This window comes from Janthinobacterium sp. SUN100 (genome assembly GCF_030397705.1).
GTDB lineage: Bacteria > Pseudomonadota > Gammaproteobacteria > Burkholderiales > Burkholderiaceae_D > Janthinobacterium > Janthinobacterium kumbetense.
This window is the reverse complement of the sequence record NZ_JAPUBU010000007.1, coordinates 199,344-217,586: the sequence shown is the minus strand read 5'-3', so window position 1 is coordinate 217,586 and position 18,243 is coordinate 199,344. Positions and strand designations below refer to the sequence as shown.

At 62.8% G+C, this 18,243-nt stretch carries 24 protein-coding genes; 1 reads left to right on the top strand and 23 read right to left on the bottom strand.

The window, feature by feature from the left end; genetic code table 11:
• Positions 1-2 precede the first annotated feature (2 nt).
• From flgL to flgB, 11 genes are all read right to left on the bottom strand, one after another.
• Positions 3-914: a flagellar hook-associated protein FlgL gene (gene flgL / locus O0881_RS27905; RefSeq protein ID WP_289905404.1), complete on the bottom strand. Its 912-nt coding sequence runs from the start codon at positions 912-914 to the stop codon at positions 3-5.
• A gap of 10 nt (positions 915-924) precedes the next feature.
• Entirely contained in the window at positions 925-2,286 is a 1,362-nt protein-coding gene (flgK, locus tag O0881_RS27900; protein WP_289905403.1) for a flagellar hook-associated protein FlgK, read from the bottom strand.
• Positions 2,287-2,367: 81 nt separating this feature from the next.
• Entirely contained in the window at positions 2,368-2,757 is a 390-nt protein-coding gene (locus tag O0881_RS27895; protein ID WP_289913949.1) for a flagellar biosynthesis protein FlgJ, read from the bottom strand.
• Positions 2,757-3,869, bottom strand: a complete 1,113-nt coding sequence (locus O0881_RS27890; RefSeq protein ID WP_070219890.1) for a flagellar basal body P-ring protein FlgI — start codon at positions 3,867-3,869, stop codon at positions 2,757-2,759. Before O0881_RS27890 ends, O0881_RS27895 begins: the two co-directional genes overlap by 1 nt.
• Before the next feature lie 9 nt (positions 3,870-3,878).
• Positions 3,879-4,541 carry a flagellar basal body L-ring protein FlgH gene (flgH, locus tag O0881_RS27885; RefSeq protein ID WP_180278556.1) on the bottom strand — a complete coding sequence of 221 codons (663 nt, stop codon included), beginning with the start codon at positions 4,539-4,541 and terminating at the stop codon, positions 3,879-3,881.
• A gap of 11 nt (positions 4,542-4,552) precedes the next feature.
• Entirely contained in the window at positions 4,553-5,341 is a 789-nt protein-coding gene (gene flgG, locus O0881_RS27880) for a flagellar basal-body rod protein FlgG (RefSeq protein ID WP_171985002.1), read from the bottom strand.
• 32 nt (positions 5,342-5,373) lie between these two features.
• Complete coding sequence (locus O0881_RS27875) at positions 5,374-6,102, bottom strand: flagellar basal body rod protein FlgF (protein ID WP_289913911.1); 729 nt, start codon at positions 6,100-6,102, stop codon at positions 5,374-5,376.
• Positions 6,103-6,128: 26 nt separating this feature from the next.
• Positions 6,129-7,307 carry a flagellar hook-basal body complex protein gene (locus O0881_RS27870; RefSeq protein ID WP_289905401.1) on the bottom strand — a complete coding sequence of 393 codons (1,179 nt, stop codon included), beginning with the start codon at positions 7,305-7,307 and terminating at the stop codon, positions 6,129-6,131.
• A gap of 58 nt (positions 7,308-7,365) precedes the next feature.
• The gene (locus tag O0881_RS27865) at positions 7,366-8,019 is read right to left on the bottom strand and encodes a flagellar hook capping FlgD N-terminal domain-containing protein (RefSeq protein ID WP_289913909.1); all 654 of its coding nucleotides are present in this window, start codon (positions 8,017-8,019) and stop codon (positions 7,366-7,368) included.
• 3 nt (positions 8,020-8,022) lie between these two features.
• Positions 8,023-8,439 carry a flagellar basal body rod protein FlgC gene (flgC, locus tag O0881_RS27860; RefSeq protein WP_034757795.1) on the bottom strand — a complete coding sequence of 139 codons (417 nt, stop codon included), beginning with the start codon at positions 8,437-8,439 and terminating at the stop codon, positions 8,023-8,025.
• An 8-nt stretch (positions 8,440-8,447) separates the two neighbouring features.
• On the bottom strand, positions 8,448-8,810 hold the full coding sequence (gene flgB, locus O0881_RS27855) for a flagellar basal body rod protein FlgB (protein WP_034758109.1): 363 nt from the start codon (positions 8,808-8,810) through the stop codon (positions 8,448-8,450).
• A gap of 254 nt (positions 8,811-9,064) precedes the next feature.
• Here flgB and flgA point away from each other — a divergent pair, with 254 nt between their 5' ends.
• Positions 9,065-9,712, top strand: coding sequence for a flagellar basal body P-ring formation chaperone FlgA (gene flgA, locus O0881_RS27850; protein WP_289913908.1), 648 nt, complete (start codon positions 9,065-9,067; stop codon positions 9,710-9,712).
• Between the two features lie 5 nt (positions 9,713-9,717).
• Here the strand turns inward: flgA and O0881_RS27845 are convergent, their stop codons facing one another.
• The 12 genes from O0881_RS27845 to O0881_RS27790 all read right to left on the bottom strand — a co-directional run bounded on the left by O0881_RS27845 (position 9,718) and on the right by O0881_RS27790 (position 18,241).
• Entirely contained in the window at positions 9,718-10,470 is a 753-nt protein-coding gene (locus tag O0881_RS27845; protein WP_289913907.1) for a glucosaminidase domain-containing protein, read from the bottom strand.
• The gene (flgN, locus tag O0881_RS27840) at positions 10,457-10,897 is read right to left on the bottom strand and encodes a flagellar export chaperone FlgN (protein WP_289913906.1); all 441 of its coding nucleotides are present in this window, start codon (positions 10,895-10,897) and stop codon (positions 10,457-10,459) included. Before flgN ends, O0881_RS27845 begins: the two co-directional genes overlap by 14 nt.
• Positions 10,894-11,184, bottom strand: a complete 291-nt coding sequence (gene flgM / locus O0881_RS27835; protein WP_289913905.1) for a flagellar biosynthesis anti-sigma factor FlgM — start codon at positions 11,182-11,184, stop codon at positions 10,894-10,896. Before flgM ends, flgN begins: the two co-directional genes overlap by 4 nt.
• Positions 11,185-11,200: 16 nt before the next feature.
• Positions 11,201-12,262, bottom strand: a complete 1,062-nt coding sequence (locus O0881_RS27830) for a flagellar motor protein MotB (RefSeq protein WP_099664387.1) — start codon at positions 12,260-12,262, stop codon at positions 11,201-11,203.
• Positions 12,189-13,103 (bottom strand): flagellar motor stator protein MotA, encoded by a 915-nt coding sequence (motA, locus tag O0881_RS27825; RefSeq protein WP_034757817.1) that lies wholly within the window; start codon positions 13,101-13,103, stop codon positions 12,189-12,191. The genes O0881_RS27830 and motA overlap by 74 nt, the downstream gene beginning before the upstream one ends.
• 56 nt (positions 13,104-13,159) lie before the next feature.
• A complete protein-coding gene (locus O0881_RS27820; protein WP_077403148.1) occupies positions 13,160-13,903 on the bottom strand; it encodes a FliA/WhiG family RNA polymerase sigma factor in 744 nt (247 codons plus the stop codon).
• Positions 13,904-13,936: 33 nt separating this feature from the next.
• Positions 13,937-14,398 (bottom strand): flagellar basal body-associated FliL family protein, encoded by a 462-nt coding sequence (locus O0881_RS27815; RefSeq protein ID WP_306558280.1) that lies wholly within the window; start codon positions 14,396-14,398, stop codon positions 13,937-13,939.
• 11 nt (positions 14,399-14,409) lie between these two features.
• Positions 14,410-15,555 (bottom strand): flagellar hook-length control protein FliK, encoded by a 1,146-nt coding sequence (locus tag O0881_RS27810; protein ID WP_289913902.1) that lies wholly within the window; start codon positions 15,553-15,555, stop codon positions 14,410-14,412.
• The gene (locus O0881_RS27805; RefSeq protein WP_289913900.1) at positions 15,552-15,794 is read right to left on the bottom strand and encodes a hypothetical protein; all 243 of its coding nucleotides are present in this window, start codon (positions 15,792-15,794) and stop codon (positions 15,552-15,554) included. The genes O0881_RS27810 and O0881_RS27805 overlap by 4 nt, the downstream gene beginning before the upstream one ends.
• Positions 15,795-15,861: 67 nt before the next feature.
• A complete protein-coding gene (gene fliS, locus O0881_RS27800) occupies positions 15,862-16,251 on the bottom strand; it encodes a flagellar export chaperone FliS (RefSeq protein ID WP_034757830.1) in 390 nt (129 codons plus the stop codon).
• A 50-nt stretch (positions 16,252-16,301) separates the two neighbouring features.
• On the bottom strand, positions 16,302-17,714 hold the full coding sequence (gene fliD / locus O0881_RS27795) for a flagellar filament capping protein FliD (protein ID WP_289913896.1): 1,413 nt from the start codon (positions 17,712-17,714) through the stop codon (positions 16,302-16,304).
• A gap of 89 nt (positions 17,715-17,803) precedes the next feature.
• Positions 17,804-18,241 (bottom strand): flagellar export protein FliJ, encoded by a 438-nt coding sequence (locus tag O0881_RS27790; RefSeq protein ID WP_046684908.1) that lies wholly within the window; start codon positions 18,239-18,241, stop codon positions 17,804-17,806.
• Positions 18,242-18,243: the final 2 nt, after the last annotated feature.

The following is an 18,243-nucleotide window of genomic DNA, read 5'->3' as shown; positions in this document are numbered from 1 at the left end:
GGTCAGAGAAGATCAAACAGGGAAATGGTGCCAACCTTGGCGTAGGCTTTATAGGTTGCCTGCAGGGCCGTCTGGTAGCCGGTCAGTTCAATGGCGGCCGCGCCCATGTCGGTCTTTTTCAAGTCCAGCAGAGCCGAATTGTTCGACAGCGACACATTGGCCAGGTTGCCGGACAGCGTGGTGAGGATGTTTTGCGCGCCGCCGAAGATGGCGATCTTGCCGGAGAGCAAATCCATGCCATCATCGGTGCCGCCGAGGCCATCGTTGACGATGGCGCGCACGGCCGGATCGTTGGGGTTGACGCCCGGCGCGCCGAGGGTAGTGACGACCTGGTCGATCTTGTTGAGCCACACTTCCAGGTTTTTCACGTCGACGTTGGCCGCCTGTGTCACGCCATTGCCGACCACGACAGTCTGCGTATCGGTATTGCCGATGTAGCTGTAGCGTGAGCCGACGGCTGCCGTCGGGTCGTACTTGATCGCGGGCTGATCGGTAGCGGTGCCGGAAAACATGTAGCGGCCTTCCTGGTCCTTCAGGTTGGCCGTGTACAGCACGCTGTCGCGCATGGCCGTCAGCGATTGCGTCATCGCATTCAGGTCGCCAGGCGTATTGCTGCCGTCGGCGGCCCACACCAGCAGGTCGCGCGCCTGGCCCATGTCGGTGACCATGCTCGACAGGTAGTTTTCATTCTTCAGCAGGCGCACCTTCACGGTGGCGATATTGTCCTGGTATTGCGTGACCATGGCTTGCTCGCGCGTCAGGCGCGAAATGCGCACGTTGCCGATCGGATCGTCCGATGGCAGCTGGATGCGCAAACCCGAAGACATCTGCTGGGTCAGGTAATTGATGCGTTCCTGGTTTTGCTGAAGCGAAATATTGATCAGCGATTGGTACTGGCTACTGGCGACACGCATGATCTTCTCCTTAACCCATCATTTGCAAAGTGGCGTCAAACAAGCTATTCGCCACGGAAATGACTTTCATGTTTGCTTGATACATATTCTGGAATTCGACCAGGCTCATCGCTTCCTCGTCCTTGTTCACGCCGCTGGTGGACTTCCAGTCATCGATGGCTTGTGCGCGCACCGTGTTGGCCGTCTTCAGCAAGGCCTGGTTCTGCTGGCTGTAGATGCCCAGCTTGCCGACCAGTTGCGTGTCCGCATCGCTCATCAGCACGGAACCGACCCAGCTGACGGTGATCGGCTGATTCTTGATCTCGATCAATTTCTGCAAGTTGCCGCTGTCGCCAGCCGCACCCGTCAGCGACAGGGCCAGATCCTTGGCGTTGAAGCCGGGAGTAATGCTCAGCTTGCCATTCGCGTAGGCCAGCAGGGGGCCGCCGGATGTGCCGGTCATGGTCTTGCCCAGGGCCAGCTGTGCGTTGACCTTGTTGGTCAGCTGCGTGGCCAGGTCTTGCAGCGACTGTTGCAGCGGCTTCAAGGTATTTTTTTCGAACTCGCCCAGGCCGCCCATCTGGCCGCCGATGGCTGACAGGTCGAGGTTGTACGAGGACTTGGCGAAATCGAGTGTCAGGGTTTGGTCGCCCGTGTTCGTCATGTTGCTGGTCAGGGTACCGGCAATGCTGCCGATGACCAGCGGCTGGCCCGACTTCAGCGCGACATTGCGCGAGCCGTCCGGCTGGTCGAGCACGTCGATACCCATTTGCGCGGCCAGGCCATCGATCAGCTGGTCGCGCGCATCCATCAGCGACGACACGTTCGTGCCCGCGGCCGTGGAGGTGCTGATGCGCTGGTTCAGCGCGGCGATGTTGGCCAGCGTGGTATTGGCTTGCGGCACGATCGCTGCGCGTTGCTGCTGCACCGACAGCAACTGGTTGGCCATGACGGTGCTGATGCTGTTGAAGCGCTGTGCCATGGCGTCGGCCGAGGTGACGATCTGCTGGCGCAGCGGCGTCGACGTTGGGTCGACGGCCGAGGCGTTGAGGGCGGCGAAAAAGCCGTCGATGCCGTTGCTGATGCTGGACGCATCGTCGCCCATCACGCGCTCGAGCTGGGTCAGGTAAGGCTGGGTCTGCGAACGGGCGCCCTGGTCGGACGCGGCGCGCCACATTTGCTGGCTTTTATAGGCATCGGCAAAGCGCAGCAAGGCGGACACTTCCACGCCATTGCCGGCCGAGCGTACGCCCACGCCGGCGCCAAGCGAGGACAACAGCACGCCCTGGCGCGTGTAGCCCGCCGTTTGCAGGTTGGCGATGTTCTGGCTGGCCGCATTGAGTGCGGCCTGGGCGGCGATGCTGCCTGACAATGCATTGCTGATGATGCTCATTGGGCAAGTTTCTTTCGTGAAGAGTGTGGCGCGTGCGGGTGGGCAAGCATTGAATCGTTGTTACCTTGTACAGGCGACGCTTCAGACGGATTTATTAAGCGGTGCCGCAATATTGTCGGTATTGACAGTGCTTTTGGCGGCCACGGGGCCGCCGGCCGCCGGCAGCAGCTGGCGCAGGATGGCGTCGGCGATGCCGAAGGCGCGCTGGCCGGCCACCTTGTCGGCCACCAGGTTGTCTGCCATTTCCAGCATGTCGCTGTTGATGGGGTCCTTGAAGACGCTGTCTTCGCCCGCCATCTCGCGCGTGCCCGAACGCATCTGGCGCAGCATGTGCGAGATGAAGAACGCCTCGAACTTGACGGCCGCCTCGGTGGCCTTGGCCGCATAGCGCGGGTCGGCCGGCGTGGCAGCCGCAGGGGAGCGGTCGTCGAGCGCCGAGGGCAGGGCGCTGCTGCTGTCGTTGATATTCATCATATGACCACCAGTTCGCCTTCGATGGCGCCAGCCTGGTCGAGGGCTTGTAAAATTGCCATGATGTCATCGGGCGAGGCGCCCAGGCTGTTGACCACGTCGATGATCGATTGCAGCTTGGCGCCGGCCGGCCATTTGAACATATTGCCGTTGCCCTGGTCGACGGACACCTTCGATTGCGGCGTGACGGTGGTCTGGCCGCGGCCGAACGGCGCCGGCTGGCTGACGGCCGAGCTTTCGGAAATGACGACCTTGAGCGAGCCGTGCGTGACGGCGGCCGCCTTCACGCGCAAGCCTTCGGCGATGACGACGGTGCCCGTGCGCGAATTGAAGACCACTTTCGGCGTATCGACGCCGACGTCGACGCTCAAGGCTTCCAGCTTGGCCATGAAGGCCACGCGCTGGGTCGGGTTTTCCGGCGCCAGCACTTCCACGCTGGTGGCATCGCGCGTGGTGGCGACGGCGCCAAAGCGGCGGTTGACGGCTTCGACGATATTGATGGCCGTCTCGAAATGCGGGTGGCGCAAGTTCAGGGTGACGGTCGGCTTGGTCGAGAAATCGCTGAGAATCTCGCGCTCGATGTTGGCGCCGTTGGGAATGCGGCCCGAAGTGGGCGTGTTGACGGTGACGGACGAGCCGCTCTTGCCGGTGGCGTTCAGGCCGCCGACGACGACGTTGCCTTGCGCCAGCGCATACGTTTCATTGTCGGCTGCGCGCAATTGCGTCAGCAGCAGGGTGCCGCCGCGCAAGCTTTTCGCATCGCCCAGGGAAGACACGGTGACGTCGATGGCCTGGCCACGACGGTACCCTGGTGGAAACACGGCGCTGACCATGACGGTGGCGACGTTCTTGCTTTTCGCTTCGGCGCCGTCCGGCATCTTCACGCCGAACTGCTTGAGCATGTTGACCACGGACTGGCTGGAAAACTTCACCTGGGTGGTGTCGCCGCTGCCGTTCAGGCCCACGACGAGGCCGTAGCCGACCAGCGGGTTGTCGCGCACGCCCTCGATACTGACCAGGTTGCGCAGCACTTGCGCAGCGCTGGCGGGCAGGGCAAAGCCGGAGAGCGCGGCCAGCATGGCTGCCAGGGGCAGGGCGGAACGAAATTTCATGAGGTCACCTTAAAACGGCATCCATGGGCCGACGAAGAAGCGCGTCAGCCAGCCTGGTGTATTGGCTTCGGCCAGGGTGCCCTGGCCGGAATAGGCGATCTGTGCATTGGCAATGCGCAAGGACGAGACCTGGTTGCTGGAATCGATGTCGGCCGCGCGCAGGTAGCCGCGCAGGCGCACGAATTCCTCGCCCTGGTTCAGGGTCAGGGTTTTTTCGCCCTGTACGCGAAGCAAGCCGTTCGGCAGGACTTCCTGCACGATCACGGTGATGGCGCCGGACAGCGCATTTTGCTGCGTGCTGGTCGAGTCGCCGGCGAAGTTGCGGTCGGCCGACAGGTCGACGCCCGTCTTGGGGAGGGTCTTGCCGAGGATATTGGCCGCCTTCACGCCGACGGACGAGCCCTTGTTGAACGAGGTGCCCGCCTTCTTGCTGGCCTGCGTGGTTTCCTGCAGCGCCACCGTGACGACGTCGCCGACGCGGAAGGCGCGGCTGTCCGAGATCAGGTCCAGGCTTGCGTCGGGATTGAACACGCCGCCGGCCACGCCGCCGCGCGCAGCGCTGCGCGGCGCCACGGGCAGCGGCGTATCGGAAAAGCTCGGCGCCACCGGCGCGGCCGGCTGGCTGGCGCAGCCGGCCATCAATACCAGCAGCATGGCTGCCGTGGCTTTCATGGCGACTGTCATCAGCGTGCCGCTTGCGCCAGGTATTGCAGCATATTGTCGGCGGCCGACAGCACCTTGGTGTTCATTTCATAGGTGCGCTGGGCAGCGATCATGTCGACCATCTCCTCGACCACCTGCACGTTCGAGCCTTCCAGCGCGAACTGCTTCAGCTTGCCCAGGGCGCCTTCGCCGGGACGGCCTTCCGTCGGCGTGCCGCTCGATGCCGTTTCCTGGAACAGGTTTTCACCGAGTGCCAAGAGGCCCGTCGGGTTGACGAAGCTGGAGAGGTTCAGCTGGCCCAGCTGGGTGCCGTTGACATTGCCCGGCACGGTGGCCGTGACCATGCCGTTTTCGCCGATGGTGATGGCCGTGGCGTTGTTCGGGACGGTGATCTGCGGCACCAGGGGCAAGCCCTGGGCGTTGACCATCACACCGTTTTCATTGATGCCCAGCTGGCCGGCGCGCGTGTAGGCCGCTTCGCCGTTCGGGCGCAGCACCTGCAGGAAGCCGTTGCCGGTGATGGCGACGTCGAATTCGCGGCTCGTCGTTTGCAGGCTGCCGGTGGTAAACACCTTTTGCGTGCCGACCATGTGCGTGCCGTTACCCAGCTGTACGCCCGAAGGCGAGAGGGTGTTGTCGGCGCGCTGCGTGCCCGGCTGCTGCTCGACCTGGTAAAACAGGTCTTCGAAGACGACGCGGTCGCGCTTGAAACCGACGGTGTTGACGTTGGCCAGGTTATTCGCGATGGCTTGCAGTTTGGCATCTTGTGCCTGCACGCCGGTCTTGCTGATCCACATTGCTGGATTCATGTGTTGCTCCTAGTAATAGATTGGCGTGGGGCTCAGGCGCCCAGCAGGCGGTTGCCCGATTCCGTCATGGAATCGCTGGCCTTGAAGATTTTCATCTGCATCTCGAAACTGCGGTTCAGGCTCATGGTGGCGACCATTTCCTCGACGGCCGAGACGTTGCTGCCTTCCAGGTGGCGGTCGCGGATGCGTACCGTCGGATCGGCTTGCAAGTCTTCGCCGCCGCGCGCCACGATCAGGCCCGCCTCGTTCTTGGTCAGCTCGCCCGCTTCGGCGTTGACCAGCTTGAGCTTGTCGACCGTCTGCATTTGCGCGGTGCCCGGCACTTGGATGGAAATCGTGCCATCGCTGCCGATCGACAGGCTGGTGTGCTCGGGAATCGTGATCGGACCGCCTTCGCCCAGCACGGGCCGGCCATTGATGGTCAGCGCGCCTGTTTCATCGAGATCCATGGCGCCGGCGCGCGTGTAGGCTTCGCCGTTTTGCCACTGCACCGCAAGAAAGCCGGGGCCCGTGACGGCCACGTCGAGTTCGCGTCCCGTTTCCTTGATGGCGCCCGTGCGCGTGCCGATGGCGCTCGACTGCGTCTGCGTCATGTGGCGGTCGTCGTAGCCATAGCCGTTTTGCAACGGCTGGGCAGTGGACACTTCCAGGTTGGCGCGAAAGCCGCCCGTTTCGATGTTGGCCAGGTTGTTGGCGTGTACCTGCTGTGCCCGCAGGGCACGGTCGGCCCCGCTCATGGCGGTATAAATCAGCGCATCCATTGCTCTTTACCTTTGCGTATCGTGGATTACAGCGCTTGCATCAGCGATTGCAGCATGGCGTTCTCGGTCGAGATGACCTTCGAGTTCGCCTGGTAGTTACGCTGCGACGTCATCAGGCCCACCAGTTCGGAGGTGATGTCGACGTTCGACTGTTCCAGCGAGCTCGTCACCAGTTTGCCGGCCATGCCGACGCCTGGACGGTCATACATGGCGGTGCCGGACGTGGTCGAGGCGACCCAGCTGGTATCGTTGACGGCCGTCAACGCACCTTCGTCGGGGAAGGTGGCCAGGGCGATCACGCCGATGCTTTGCTTCTGGCCGTTCGTGTATTTCGCCACGACGGAGCCGTCGTTGGCCAGTTCCACGCCCGTGTAGGTGCCCGAGGCATAGCCGTCGGCGCGGTCGGTCGAGGTGTTCGCTTCGCCGGCGAACTGGGTGGTGCCCGTGTAGTCGATGGCGATCGACAGCGGCGCGGCGCCTGTCGGCGTGCCCAGCGTCAGCGGGACCGGCGCGGTCATGTTCAGCTTGCCGGAGGTGTCGAAGGTCATGCTCGTCACCGGCCCCACAGTGACGTTGTCGAGGGTGTAGTGGACGTCCACGCCCGCTGCCGTCTTGACGAAGTACTGGCCCAGCGCGTGTTTGGCACCCAGCGAATCGTAGATGATCGACGACTTGGCGCTGTTGTAGGTCAGTTCGTTGGTCTTGTCGAAGGGACCAGCCTTGATGGGCCATTCGGACGACATGTTGGCGGCGTATGCCAGCTTGGTCGACGCCACGGCGGGAATCTGGCCCGTCGGAATGTTCATGTCGCCCATGGTGCCCAGGGTGGTGCTGCCCTTGACGGCGGCGTAGCCCTGCACCAGGCGGCCGTTCGAGTCGATCAGCTTGCCTTCATTGCTGGCCGAGAAGATGCCGACGCGGCTGTAGCTCATGGTGTTCTGCGCATCGCGCGCGACGAAATAGCCGCGGCCATCGATGGCCGCGTCGAGCGCGCGGCCCGTGTTCAGCACGCCGCCATTGAGCGACATGCTTTGCGTGATCGAGCCGATTTCCGTACCCGTGGCGCGCGAACCGGCGTACATGGCCGAAAAGTTGGCGCGGCTGCTCTTGAAACCGTAGGTGCCGGCATTGGCGATATTGTTACTGGTGCTGTTCAACTGTTGGTTGATGGACTGGATACCGGACAGGGCGATGTCGAAACTCATGTTGACTTCCTTTAGTGAAGGACGAGATTAGTGTGCAGGAAACGAAGGGGCGAGCGGATCAGGCCGTCTTGCCGTTAAAGCCGGTGATCGCGCCAGGGTTGACTTCGCCCAGGTTCGACACGCTCAAAATCATGCTGCCGCCGGACGACAGGCGCACGCTGTTGAGCTTGCCTGCAATGTCGACCGTTGGTTTTTCAGCGCCGCTGGTGGTGACCGCCATGCTATAGGTGCCGGCAGGCAAGCCCAAAGCCACGGGGTCGATGGTGAATGGAACGGTACCGGCCGACTTGGCGCCCAGTTCGATCTTGTATTCCTTGTCGTCCAGGCCTTTCAGGGTCACTGTGGTCTTGGTGGTGCTGGCGGCCAGCGCGATGCTACCGCTGACCTTGCTCTTGTCGAGCTGCACCGTTTCGGTGTTGACCATGACTTCGGAGCCCACTTGCGCGCCCAGGGCCAGCACCTGCATCGATTGCAGCACACTGGCATTGGCGCTGGTCAGCGCCGACAGATTCTGCATCGCCTCCGTCTGCGCCTGCTGCGTCAATTGATTGACGAACTGGCTCGGATCGGTCGGCGCGAGGGGATCCTGGTTCTTGATCTGCGCGACCAGCAACTTGGTGAACATATCCTGGGTGGCATTGCTTTGCGACTTGACGGCATTGCTGTTGCTATTGCTGCCGCTGGTGTTATTTGTAAAGAGGTTGGTTTCCATGGATTATGCTTCACCTAATTTGAGGAGCGATTGCTGCATCGACTTGATGCGGCCCAGAACTTCGACATTTGTTTCAAACGCGCGCGACGCCGACATCATGTCGGTCATCTCGGCAACCTGATTGACGTTGGGATAGAACACCATGCCATCGGCATTGGCCATCGGGTGGCCCGGTTCATAGACCTTGCGCAGCGGCTCATCGCTTTGCACCACGTCGAGGACCTGTACTCTTCCACCGGCGCCGCTGGCGCCAGGGCCGTCCATCACGGCCGCAAACACGGGCTTGCGCGCGCGGTAGGTTTCGCCTTCGGAACCGGCAACGGAATCGGCATTGGCCAGGTTGCTGGCGATGGTATTGAGGCGCACGGTTTGCGCCGCCATCGCCGAACCGGCGATCTTGGAAATGTCCTGGAAGCTCATGCTGATCCTTATTGTCCGGAAATGGCCTTGGACAGACCCTTCAGTTTCATGTTGACGAAAGTGAGGCTGGTCTGGAAGTCGGTGGCATTCTGCGAGAACGCCGCCTGCTCGACGCCGATTTCGACGGTGTTGCCGTCGCGGCTGGGGTGGTAGGGGACGCGGTACAGGGCGCTGGCATCGTCATCGGTCGACAGCAGGCCCGCCTCATTGTCCTGCAACTGCTGCAGGGCGCTGCCGAAATCCATGTCCATGGCCTGGAAGCCGGGCGTGTTTTCATTGGCGATGTTGGCGGCCAGTACGCGTGTACGGTCGGCACGCAGCGCGAGTGCATCGGCGTGCACGCCCAGCGCATCCTTGAAATTAATCCCCATGGTCATCCTTTGTGTTGAATTCGATCGTGCTTTTTGAGGTTCGGGCCAGAAAATAGGTGGTGCAGAGGTAAAATCCCAGCCTGGTCATGTTGACGCATGGTAAGGTCATGCCGCTTCAGTATCTTTGATTAAGGTTAGCAATGATTTACTTTGAGAACTATTCCGTGATGTGGAACAAGGCGCAATGTCGTCACATACTGCTTCCGGGCCTCTTTTTACTGACCAGCCTATATAGTAGTGCAGGATGCGCAGAATTGCCAGCCGACAATATATTTTCGCGTGTGGAACAATTGGCGCGCGAGCAATTGGTGCAGCAAGCAGCCTCGGCGGGACTGCTGGAACCGCAGTTTCAAGTGGCCGTGGTCAAAAGCACGCGCCCCGTGCCGGCGTGCGCGGCGCCCGTCGCGCTGGAAACGGCGGACAGCCGTTCGGCGCAGCGCATGCGCTTCGTGGCAGTGTGTCCTGGAAGCAACGGTTGGCGCTATGAAATGCTGGCGCGCGGCAGCATCACGGCCCAGGTCGCGGTGACGAGCGCCCCCGTGACGGCGAATACGCCGTTGCAGGAGGGCGACGTGACCCTGGCGCGGCGCGACGTGACGATGGTGCCGGACAGTATTTCCTCCTTGCCCGGCGCCGTTGGCCTGTCGAGCCGGCGCAGCTTGCGTGCCGGCGAAGTGCTGCGGCAAGGGCAACTGGCGTCGCCCGTGTTGATCAAGCGGGGCAGTGCGGTGAATATCGTGGCCCGCAAGGAGCAGGTGGAGGTGAGCATGTCCGGCGAAGCGCTGGATCCGGGCGCGCTGGGCGAGGTGATTCGCGTGCGCAACGCCACCAGCGGCACGGTGATACGTGCCAGGGTGGTCGATGCGGGCGTGGTGGAACCGGCCGAACTTCCCGGCCGTTAAGAGAATCAGTCTGCGGCGGCCGTGCGCTGCAAACGCGTCGCCAGCTGGGTCAGCTTGGCGGCATAGTTGGGGTCGGTGGCATAGCCGCCGCGCGCCAGGCCTTGCGCGAAAGCGCCCGCGTCGCTACCCGTGTTCAGGGCGGCGCGGTAGCGGGGATTGTCGAGCAATACTTGCGCATAGTCGCGGAAGGCGCTGGCCTGGTCCGGATAACTGCGGAAACGTTCCGTTTTCTTCAGGGCCGTGCCGCTGCCCGCCTCGTATTCGGTGGTGACATTGCTGGCCACGTCGCCTTGCCATTTGCCGCCGGCCTTGATGCCGAATAGATTATTCGTGTCCGCGCCCGTGCCCTGGCGCAGCGGACGCTGGCCCCAGCCCGATTCCAGCGCCGCGTGGGCGGCGACGATTTCCGGCGCCACGCCCAGGCGCGCGCCCGTTTCCTGCGTCCATGGCTTGATCGAGGCGAGGAATTGCTGCTGTGTTTCGCCGATCTCGCCGCCCTGGTTGATGCTGCCCAGCACATTGACGGGCTGGCTCTGTTCCAGGTAGGCGCGGCCTTGCGGGTTCAGGCTGGTGGCGTTGCCGCCGCCCTGTTCGATGAAGCGGGCCACTTCGCCCTGTACTTGCCGGAACACGTTGCTGAAACTGCCGGCGCCTGCCGTGGCAGGGGTGGCGTGCATATTGCTTTGCACGGCATTCGTCGCCATCGTCGACGGCGTCGCCGCCATGGCGCCCATCTGTGAAAAATCAGCCTGGCGCATAGGTATCTTCCTCGCCATGCAGCACGCGCTGCATGATGCTGTACTGCTCTGTTAACAAATCGCTGTTGCGGGCATTCAGTCGCTTGCATTCGAGCACCATCTGCTCGAGCGCGGCCCAGTCGCGTTCGGCGGTGGCGCGCGCGTCATCTTGCAACAACGCAAACAATTGCGGCATATCGCCTTGCGGGCCCAGCAGGGCAGTGACGAGGCTGACCCGCTGGCGGCGGCGCGCATCGAGAGGCTCGACGGCGGCGATGACCTGGTCGGCCAGTGCCGTCAATTGCGCGCTCTGATGGTGCAAGGTGGCCTGGAATTGCTCTTCCAGCACGGTTTGCAGGGCGGCATAGCCGGCGCGGTCATCCGCCATGCCTTGCAGCACGCGGCGCATGGCTTCCTGGCGCGTGATGCCCTTGCGCGGCGCGGTCACGATTCGCCGCCGTGGAAACGCTGGATCAAGCCTGCCAGTTTCGACGGATCGAACGGCAATTCGCCCTTGGCCAGCGCATCGCGCAGCATGGCCACGCGCTCATGGTCGATTTCGGGCATGGCGCGCAGGGCGGTCATGGCCGGTTGCAGCACGGCCGATTGCAGTTCCGCCCCGGCCGACGAGCCGCCCATGGCGCCGGCGGCGCCCGCGTTCTCGGCGATCGCCTCGGCCGGCGCGACGGCGCTGCTGCGTACGGCAGCGCCGGTATTGCCGGAGGAGATTTTCATACGTTGTCCCTTGCCCTTAATTTGCATGCTCATCCCGCTCCTTCTTTGCGGGCAAGCCCAGTTTCTCGCGCAGGCGCTGCAAGGTGCCCGAGTCCGGTTCGCCCACTTGCAATTCTTCGCCCTGCGGCTTTTGTCCGGCCATGCCGAACATGGCGGCGATGCTGTCAGCCTGGCCACGCGTCAATATTAACAGTTCGATGCGGCGGTTGATGCCGGCGCTGGCGTTTTTTACGTCCAGCGGCGCGCGGTCGGCCATGCCCACCACTTGCAGCACGCTGTCCGGACTCATGCTGCCGATCAACAATTGCGCGCGCGCCGACATGGCGCGGTTGGCCGACAGGGTCCAGTTCGAAAAGCCTTCATAGCCGGTATTGGCGTATTGCATCGAATCGGTGTGGCCGACGATCAGCATCTGGTTATCCATTTGCGCAAACACGGGGCCCATCTGGCGCAGCAGCTTGCGGAAGCGGTCGGTCGGCACGGCACTGCCGCGCACGAACATGCCTTGCTTGTCCGTGTCGTGCAGCATGACGCGCAAGCCGTACGGCGTGATCACGGATTGCAAATTGCTCTTCAATCCCGCTTCATCGCTGAGCTTATCGAGCGCGCGCGACAGGCTCAGCAGGTCTTCCGGCGACTGGTAGCTGACCTTGGTCTGGTTTTGCGGTGCGGCGCCAGCCTTGCCGTCCTGCATCTGCTTGCCTTCCGTGCGCGTGTCGCCCGTGCCCTTGCGGGGCATGGGGAAGCGCTCGATCAGGCTGCCGCGCGGGCCGCCTTTCTGTTCCGGCATGACGCCCTGGCCTTCGCCCTGGCGGCTGCCTGCCGACGCATCCATCATGATTTCCTTCATCGCCTGCTGCTCGCGCGCGGCCATCAGCCACAGCACGAGGAAGAGCGACAGCAGGGCCAGGCAAAAGTCGGCGAACGCTACTTTCCAGGCGCCGCCATGGCCATCGTCGTCGTGCTTGCGGCCGGCACGCTTGATGATGGCCTGTTCATGTTTCTCATGCGGCTTTAGCACGGCGGCCTCCCCGGCCTTGGCCTTGCTCTTGTTCGGCGCCGCCATCTTCCAGCGCATTGATCCAGCTTTCCAGCTGGGCGAAGCTAGGCTTGATGTTCAGCTGCACCAGGCGGCGGCCCGCATCGATGGCCAGCAGGGGCGGTTTGCCCGCCACGTGCGTGACCAGCACGACCTTCACGCATTCCATGGTCGAGCCTTCCTCGCCCACCAGCTGTTTCATCATGTTGCACATCGGATCGAGCACGCCGTAGCAGAAGAAGATGCCGATGAAGGTACCGACCATGGCGGCGCCCACTTTTTCCGAGATTTCCGCCGCATCGGCGCCGTCGGCCACGGAATTCATGGCCATCACGATGCCCAGAACGGCGGCCAGGATACCGAAGCCGGGCATGGCTTCGGCGATCTTGTGCAAGGATTTCGACGGTTGCAGCAATTCGTCGTGGATGGCTTCCAGTTCCTGCTCCAGCACGCCTTCCAGCTCATGCGCGTTGATCTTGCCCATCGCCATCAAACGGAAGTTGTCGACGATGAAGGCCAGCAGCTTCGGCTCTTCCAGCACCAGCGGATAGCGCTGGAACAGGGCGCTTTCGCGCGGCGCCTCGACGTGGGCATCGAGCGCCTTCAGGCCGCCGGCGGCCGTTTGCAGCAGTTCATACATCAGCAGCAACAACTGGCGCTGGAATTCCGAGCCTTGCTTCTTGTGCGTGACGATCTTGCGCATCTGGTGCAGCATTTCACCGAGTACATGCTTGGGGTTGCCCAGCACCAGGGCGCCGACGGCGGCGCCGATGATGATGATCAACTCGACCGGTTGCCAGATCGCGTGGACGGTGCCGCCCATCAGGGCGAAGCCTCCGAATACACACCCCATCACGATTAAGATACCGATAATTACCATGTCAACTGCCTTTCTGCGTCATTGTGCTGCGTCAATTTGATGGATAGTGCTGAAACTTATGCGTCTTGCAGCATGGTTTTCATCTTGCCCAGCGCCGTCTTGTTCAACTGGCAGACGCGGGCGTCGCTCAGGTCTAGCACGGCGGCAATTTCTTTATAGCTCAGTTCGAATTCGTAATACATCTGGATCACGCGCTGTTCCCGTTCGTCCAGCGTGCGCAGCGCCTGTTCCAGGCTGCGCCGCACCATCAATTGCTCTTCTGGGCTCGGTGCGCTGTCGGCTTGTCCCAGGCTTTCCTGCAGCACTTCATCAAAACTGGCGATCAGCTCGGCGTTTTCCGCCAGCTGGTACTCCTGGAAGGCTTCCGGCGTCAGCTTCAGGGCCGCCATGATTTCCGCTTCCAGCGGCTCGCGTCCCAGGCGCCGGGTCAGGGCGCGCACGCTGTCGCGCAGGCGGTGGCTTTCCTGGCGCACGGCGCGCGGACGCCAGTCCTGGCGCCGCAATTCATCGAGGATGGCGCCGCGGATGCGCAGGCTGGCATAGCTGCCGAACGACTGGTCCGGCACGCCGTAGCGGCGCAAGGCTTCGAGCAAGCCCATCAGGCCGATCTGTTCCATGTCGTCGCGGTCGATGGCGCCCGACACCTGCGAATTGAGCTGGCGCACGATGCGTTTCACCAAAGGGGAGTACGCCACCAGATGTTGTTGTTCTTCGGCAACACTGAGCACTGCCGCGCAAGCGCTGGCGGCGGCATATTCGCCGGCGCCATACGCTTCCTGGTATTGCTCTACATAGGCCAAGGGATCTCCCACTAGGTCGGCTGGCGTGTTGGCTTATTCAATGATCAGCTTGCCGACCATGACTTCGGTGAACGGTTTTTCCATCTGTTCGCGTTCATAGCTGACATTGAAGGCCTTGTTGATCTGTTCGGCAAATTGCTCCACCGTCATCGTCTGTGCCTTGTCCATCGGGAAACTTGACAGGGTGCTGACGGCGATCGAACGCATCAGCGGCAAGTGGTCCTTGGTCAGCTTTTCCTTTTCCTCGGTGGTGGCGATCACCAGGTCGGCCGACAGGTAATGCGTTTCGCCTTCGCCGGGACCGCGGCGCAGCATCACGATGACCTTGTCCAGCGTGAGGAACTTGCGCGCCTTCTTGCCTGTGGCCGGCGGCGGGGTCTTGGCTTCGGCCACCTCGGCATGGCCGGCAACCGGCTTGGCCAGGTACCACATGGCGCCGCCAGCGGCGCCGGCGGCCAGCACGGCCACGGCGACAAAGCCGCCTATCAGTTTCATTTTCATATTCATCAGGCAGTCTCTCGCTCATGCATGGCGTAAGTGGTACCGGCAGGGCTGCCGTCGGACAGGGCGCGTCCCGGTTCCGCGTCGTCGCTCTGGCGGCCCGGTTGACGCTGGCCGCGCGCATCGCCTTCGGCAAACGCCTGGGCGGCGGGGCTGCGCGGGGTGGCGCTGATATTCACGGCCACCTCGGTGTACTGGCGCTGCGCCAGGTCGCTGCGCATGTTTTCGCCGATGCCTTGCAACTGGCGCAACACTTCCGAGTTCGACGCCGTGACGTTCACTTGCAGCGCGCCAGCCGTGTGGCGGATGGAAATTTCAATGCGGCCCAGCATGGGCGGGTCGAGGCGTATCGTCGCGTGTTCGCTGTTGCGGCCGATCTGCGTCTGCAGGCGTTCGCCCAGCGCTTCGCGCAGCGGTTCCTGCCATTGCTGGGCAGGGCCGTTGAGCTTGATGGTGTCGCCGGACGGGGCCGCCGTGGCCGTATTGCCGACTGCGCCCGTCAAGCCCAGGTTGGGCGTGGCCGGGGCCGGCGTCGCGGCGCCGCGTTCGCCTTCGCGCGCTGCAGGTGCGGCGGCGGCCGTCACGGGAGCGCCCTGTTGCAGCAGCGCTTCGAACGGCTGTGCCGGCGCGCTGCCCTTGGCGGCGGTCGCCGGGTTGGCGGCGGCCAGCGGTTCGCGCGTGTCGCGCCCTGGCGCTGGCGCCATTGCCGGCGCGGACGCGGTGAGGGTGACGGCAGCGGGATGCAGGCTGATGTTGAGTGCCGGGTTGGCTTGCGCCGCATTCGCCTGCACCAGTGTTTGTGCCTGGGCTGCGGCGCGCGCCTCGGCTGCGGCCGCGTCCGTTGGCGGCAGCATCGTCACCGGCAAGCCGATGACGGGGGCGGCCATGGCCGGCAGGCTGCTGTCGGCCTGACTGTCGCTGTCGCTGTCCTTGGCGGGAGCAGGCGCGGGTGCGCCGGCGTCGGCCGTTTCCACGGCGGTCACATCGAGCACCTGCGCAAACAGGGGCAGGGCGGAGGGCGCTGTCCCGCTGCTGCCATAGCCTGGCGTGCTGGGCAAGGCAGCGGCCTGTGCCGGCGCTGGCGCCGGTGCGGATGCAGCGGAGGCTGCCGGTGCCGGAGCGGCCGGCGCCGTGTTGAAGTTCATGATCATGCTTGATTCCCGTCCAAGTCGTATTCGCCGAGTGCGGCGTAGGCGACCCAACCTTCCTTATTTGCCTGTAATGCACCCAGGTGTAACCCCAGGCGTTCTTTTTCCGCAGAGCAAATTTTAACCGCTTGCGCGTGAATTTTGCGCAATTGCAACAATTCTGTTTGTTCCAGCGCATTCCATGCGCCACGTTCGGCCAGCAGCGGAATGTTTTTCGCCAGGCTGGCCGAGAGTTTTTCCATCGCCTCCCAGTCCGCCTGGGCGACAGCCGCGCTCAAATGCCGGCTCAGCTGCTGCAGCGCAGCGCGCCTAGGCATTATTGGCCTGGACGCCCACCCAGCCACGCTTGATGGTGGTCATCAAGGTCGTCACTTCGTCGATCAGCGTCGGGTCGAGCTTGATGCCGGCCGTGTACAGGCGCGCCACGCAATAGTCGTACAGGCGCGCCAGGTTGACCACCACTTCGCCGCCATTGTCGAAATCGAGCGAGCTCGACAGACCGTTGATGATCTGCGTGCATTTATCCAGGCTGATGGCCTTTTGCTCGTAGCGCTTGCCCACGATGTGCCCGCGCGCGCGCGCCAGTTCTTCCAGCAGGCCGTCCGTCAGCACCAGTACCAGTTCGACCGGTGTGGCGCGGGCGGTCTGGGAATCCAGGTTGACGGCATGGTAGCTGCCGTAAGCTTCATTGTTCAACATTATTCTCTTCTCGCTATGTTAACTGTGGCGGCGCGGCAGGCACGTCCGCCTTAGGATTTATCGTTACTAAACATGGCATCGAACATGTCCGAATTCCGGGTCATTTGCTCCTGCAATACTTGCAGGCGCGAATATTGGTCCAGGAAACGGGTGTAAGCAGTGTTGTACTGGTTGGTCAGGCGTTCGGCGCTCTTGGCCAGGCTTTTCTGCAACTTGTCCGTCGCTGCCATGCGCTGGGTGATCTGGCCTTTGGTGATATTGCTCCACTGTCCCAGCACCTTGTCCAGGCCGCCGAGCACGCCGGCTGGGGCCGACAGGCTGTTATTGCCGAACAGTTTGTCCAGGCCGCCAGGATTGTCCGCCAGCTTGGCCGTCAGCTTGGCGGTATTCAGGCTGATCGTGCCGTCGCGCTGGGCGGTAATGCCATACGCTACCAGCGATACGCCATCGACGTTCAGGCGCAAGGCATCGCCCATGCTGGTGCGCAGGGCGTTCAGGCCGGAGTCGTGGGCAAAGATGCCGGCAGCGATATTTTTTTCCGGATTGCCGGGGCTGGCCAGGCCATCCATTACGCTTTTCAGCTTGTTGTAGGCATCGACGAAGGCTTGCACATTGGCAATGGTGCCGGCGCTGTCGGTGCCGACGGTCACGGTCACCGGGCTCTCGCCTGCCGTCATGGCCTTGGTGAACGTCATTTTCACGTCAGGCACGTTGGTGAAGGTATTCGATGCCTGGGTGATCTTGGTGCCGGAACCCTGCGCGCCCAGCCAGACGATGGCGTCCTTGGGTGCTGCGATGGCTTTTATGTCGCTCTGCAGCGCTGACTTCAGGCCCGCATCCGTCACGCTGTTGGTATCGATCGAGACGGCATTGGCGACGCCGGTGAGATTCGACGTCAGCACCAGTTGCGCCTGGTTGCCGATATTGATGACGGAAGCGGTGACGCGCGCATTATTCTTGCTGTTGCCATTGATGGCGGCGGCGATTTCCTGCGGTGTCAGAACACCGTCGCCATCCTTGTTGGCGGCGGCCAGGTCGATGTCGAAGGCGTTGTCGGCGGTGACGGCGGCCAGCGGATCGCCGAGGCGGATGGTCATGTTGCCGCCGTTGGCGGGCGTGGTGCTGCTCAAGCCGCCGTACGAAGTCTGGCTGGCCGTGGCCAGTTGTTCGACAAAGAACGCGTAGCTGCCAGGCGCCGCCTTGATGCCGGCCGTGCCCGTGCCATACGCGGTATTGCTGAAGGTGGCGGACTGGCTCAGCACCGATTTGCTGGACGTCATGCTCGTCATCGCCAGCTGGAATGCCGAGATGGCCGATTTCAGGTTGCCCAGCGCGCTGCTGGTGTTGTTGGCCAGCGTGGTCTGATTCGCCAGGGCTGCCTTTTGCGCCGCCACCGATTTGGTAGCCAATTGTTCTGCCGTGACGATCGGATCGTATCGTGGTGCGGTAATTACGTTTGCCATGCCAGACTCCTGAATAAAGGGATATACCGGTACAAGGCGACCCCCATTCCCGTTTCGTGAAGTTTTCCTGAAAGAAACTTACACTAACCTCATTTTACCTGCCCGCGGAACCAGAATTGCGTCGCCAGCTCGTCTTGCCGCTTGGCATCAACTCGGTGTTGCTCATTTGCAACATGCTTTTGCTTTTGCGTCAGCACCTGGTCCAGCACTTCGCGCTTGGCCCAGGCCGTATTGAGCGCGCGTTGCGAAACGGCCATGTTGGCTTCGTGCAAATGCAGGTCGGTACGGTGCTGGTCGGCCATCTGCATGACGGCTTGCTTGAAGTTGCCGCAGTTGACGGACAGGGCCAGGGGTAGGGCGCCGCTGGGGCCGCTATCCGTGTACAGGCCCGTCAAGCGCTCCAGGTTTTTTTGGTAGCGCTCGCGCACGGCCGTCTGCGCCGCCATTTCGCCTTGCAGGCGTTCCACTTCGGTGCTGCGCAGGCCGACCAGAGTGGTCAGGTTGCGGATGGTATGCGCGTCGCTCACGT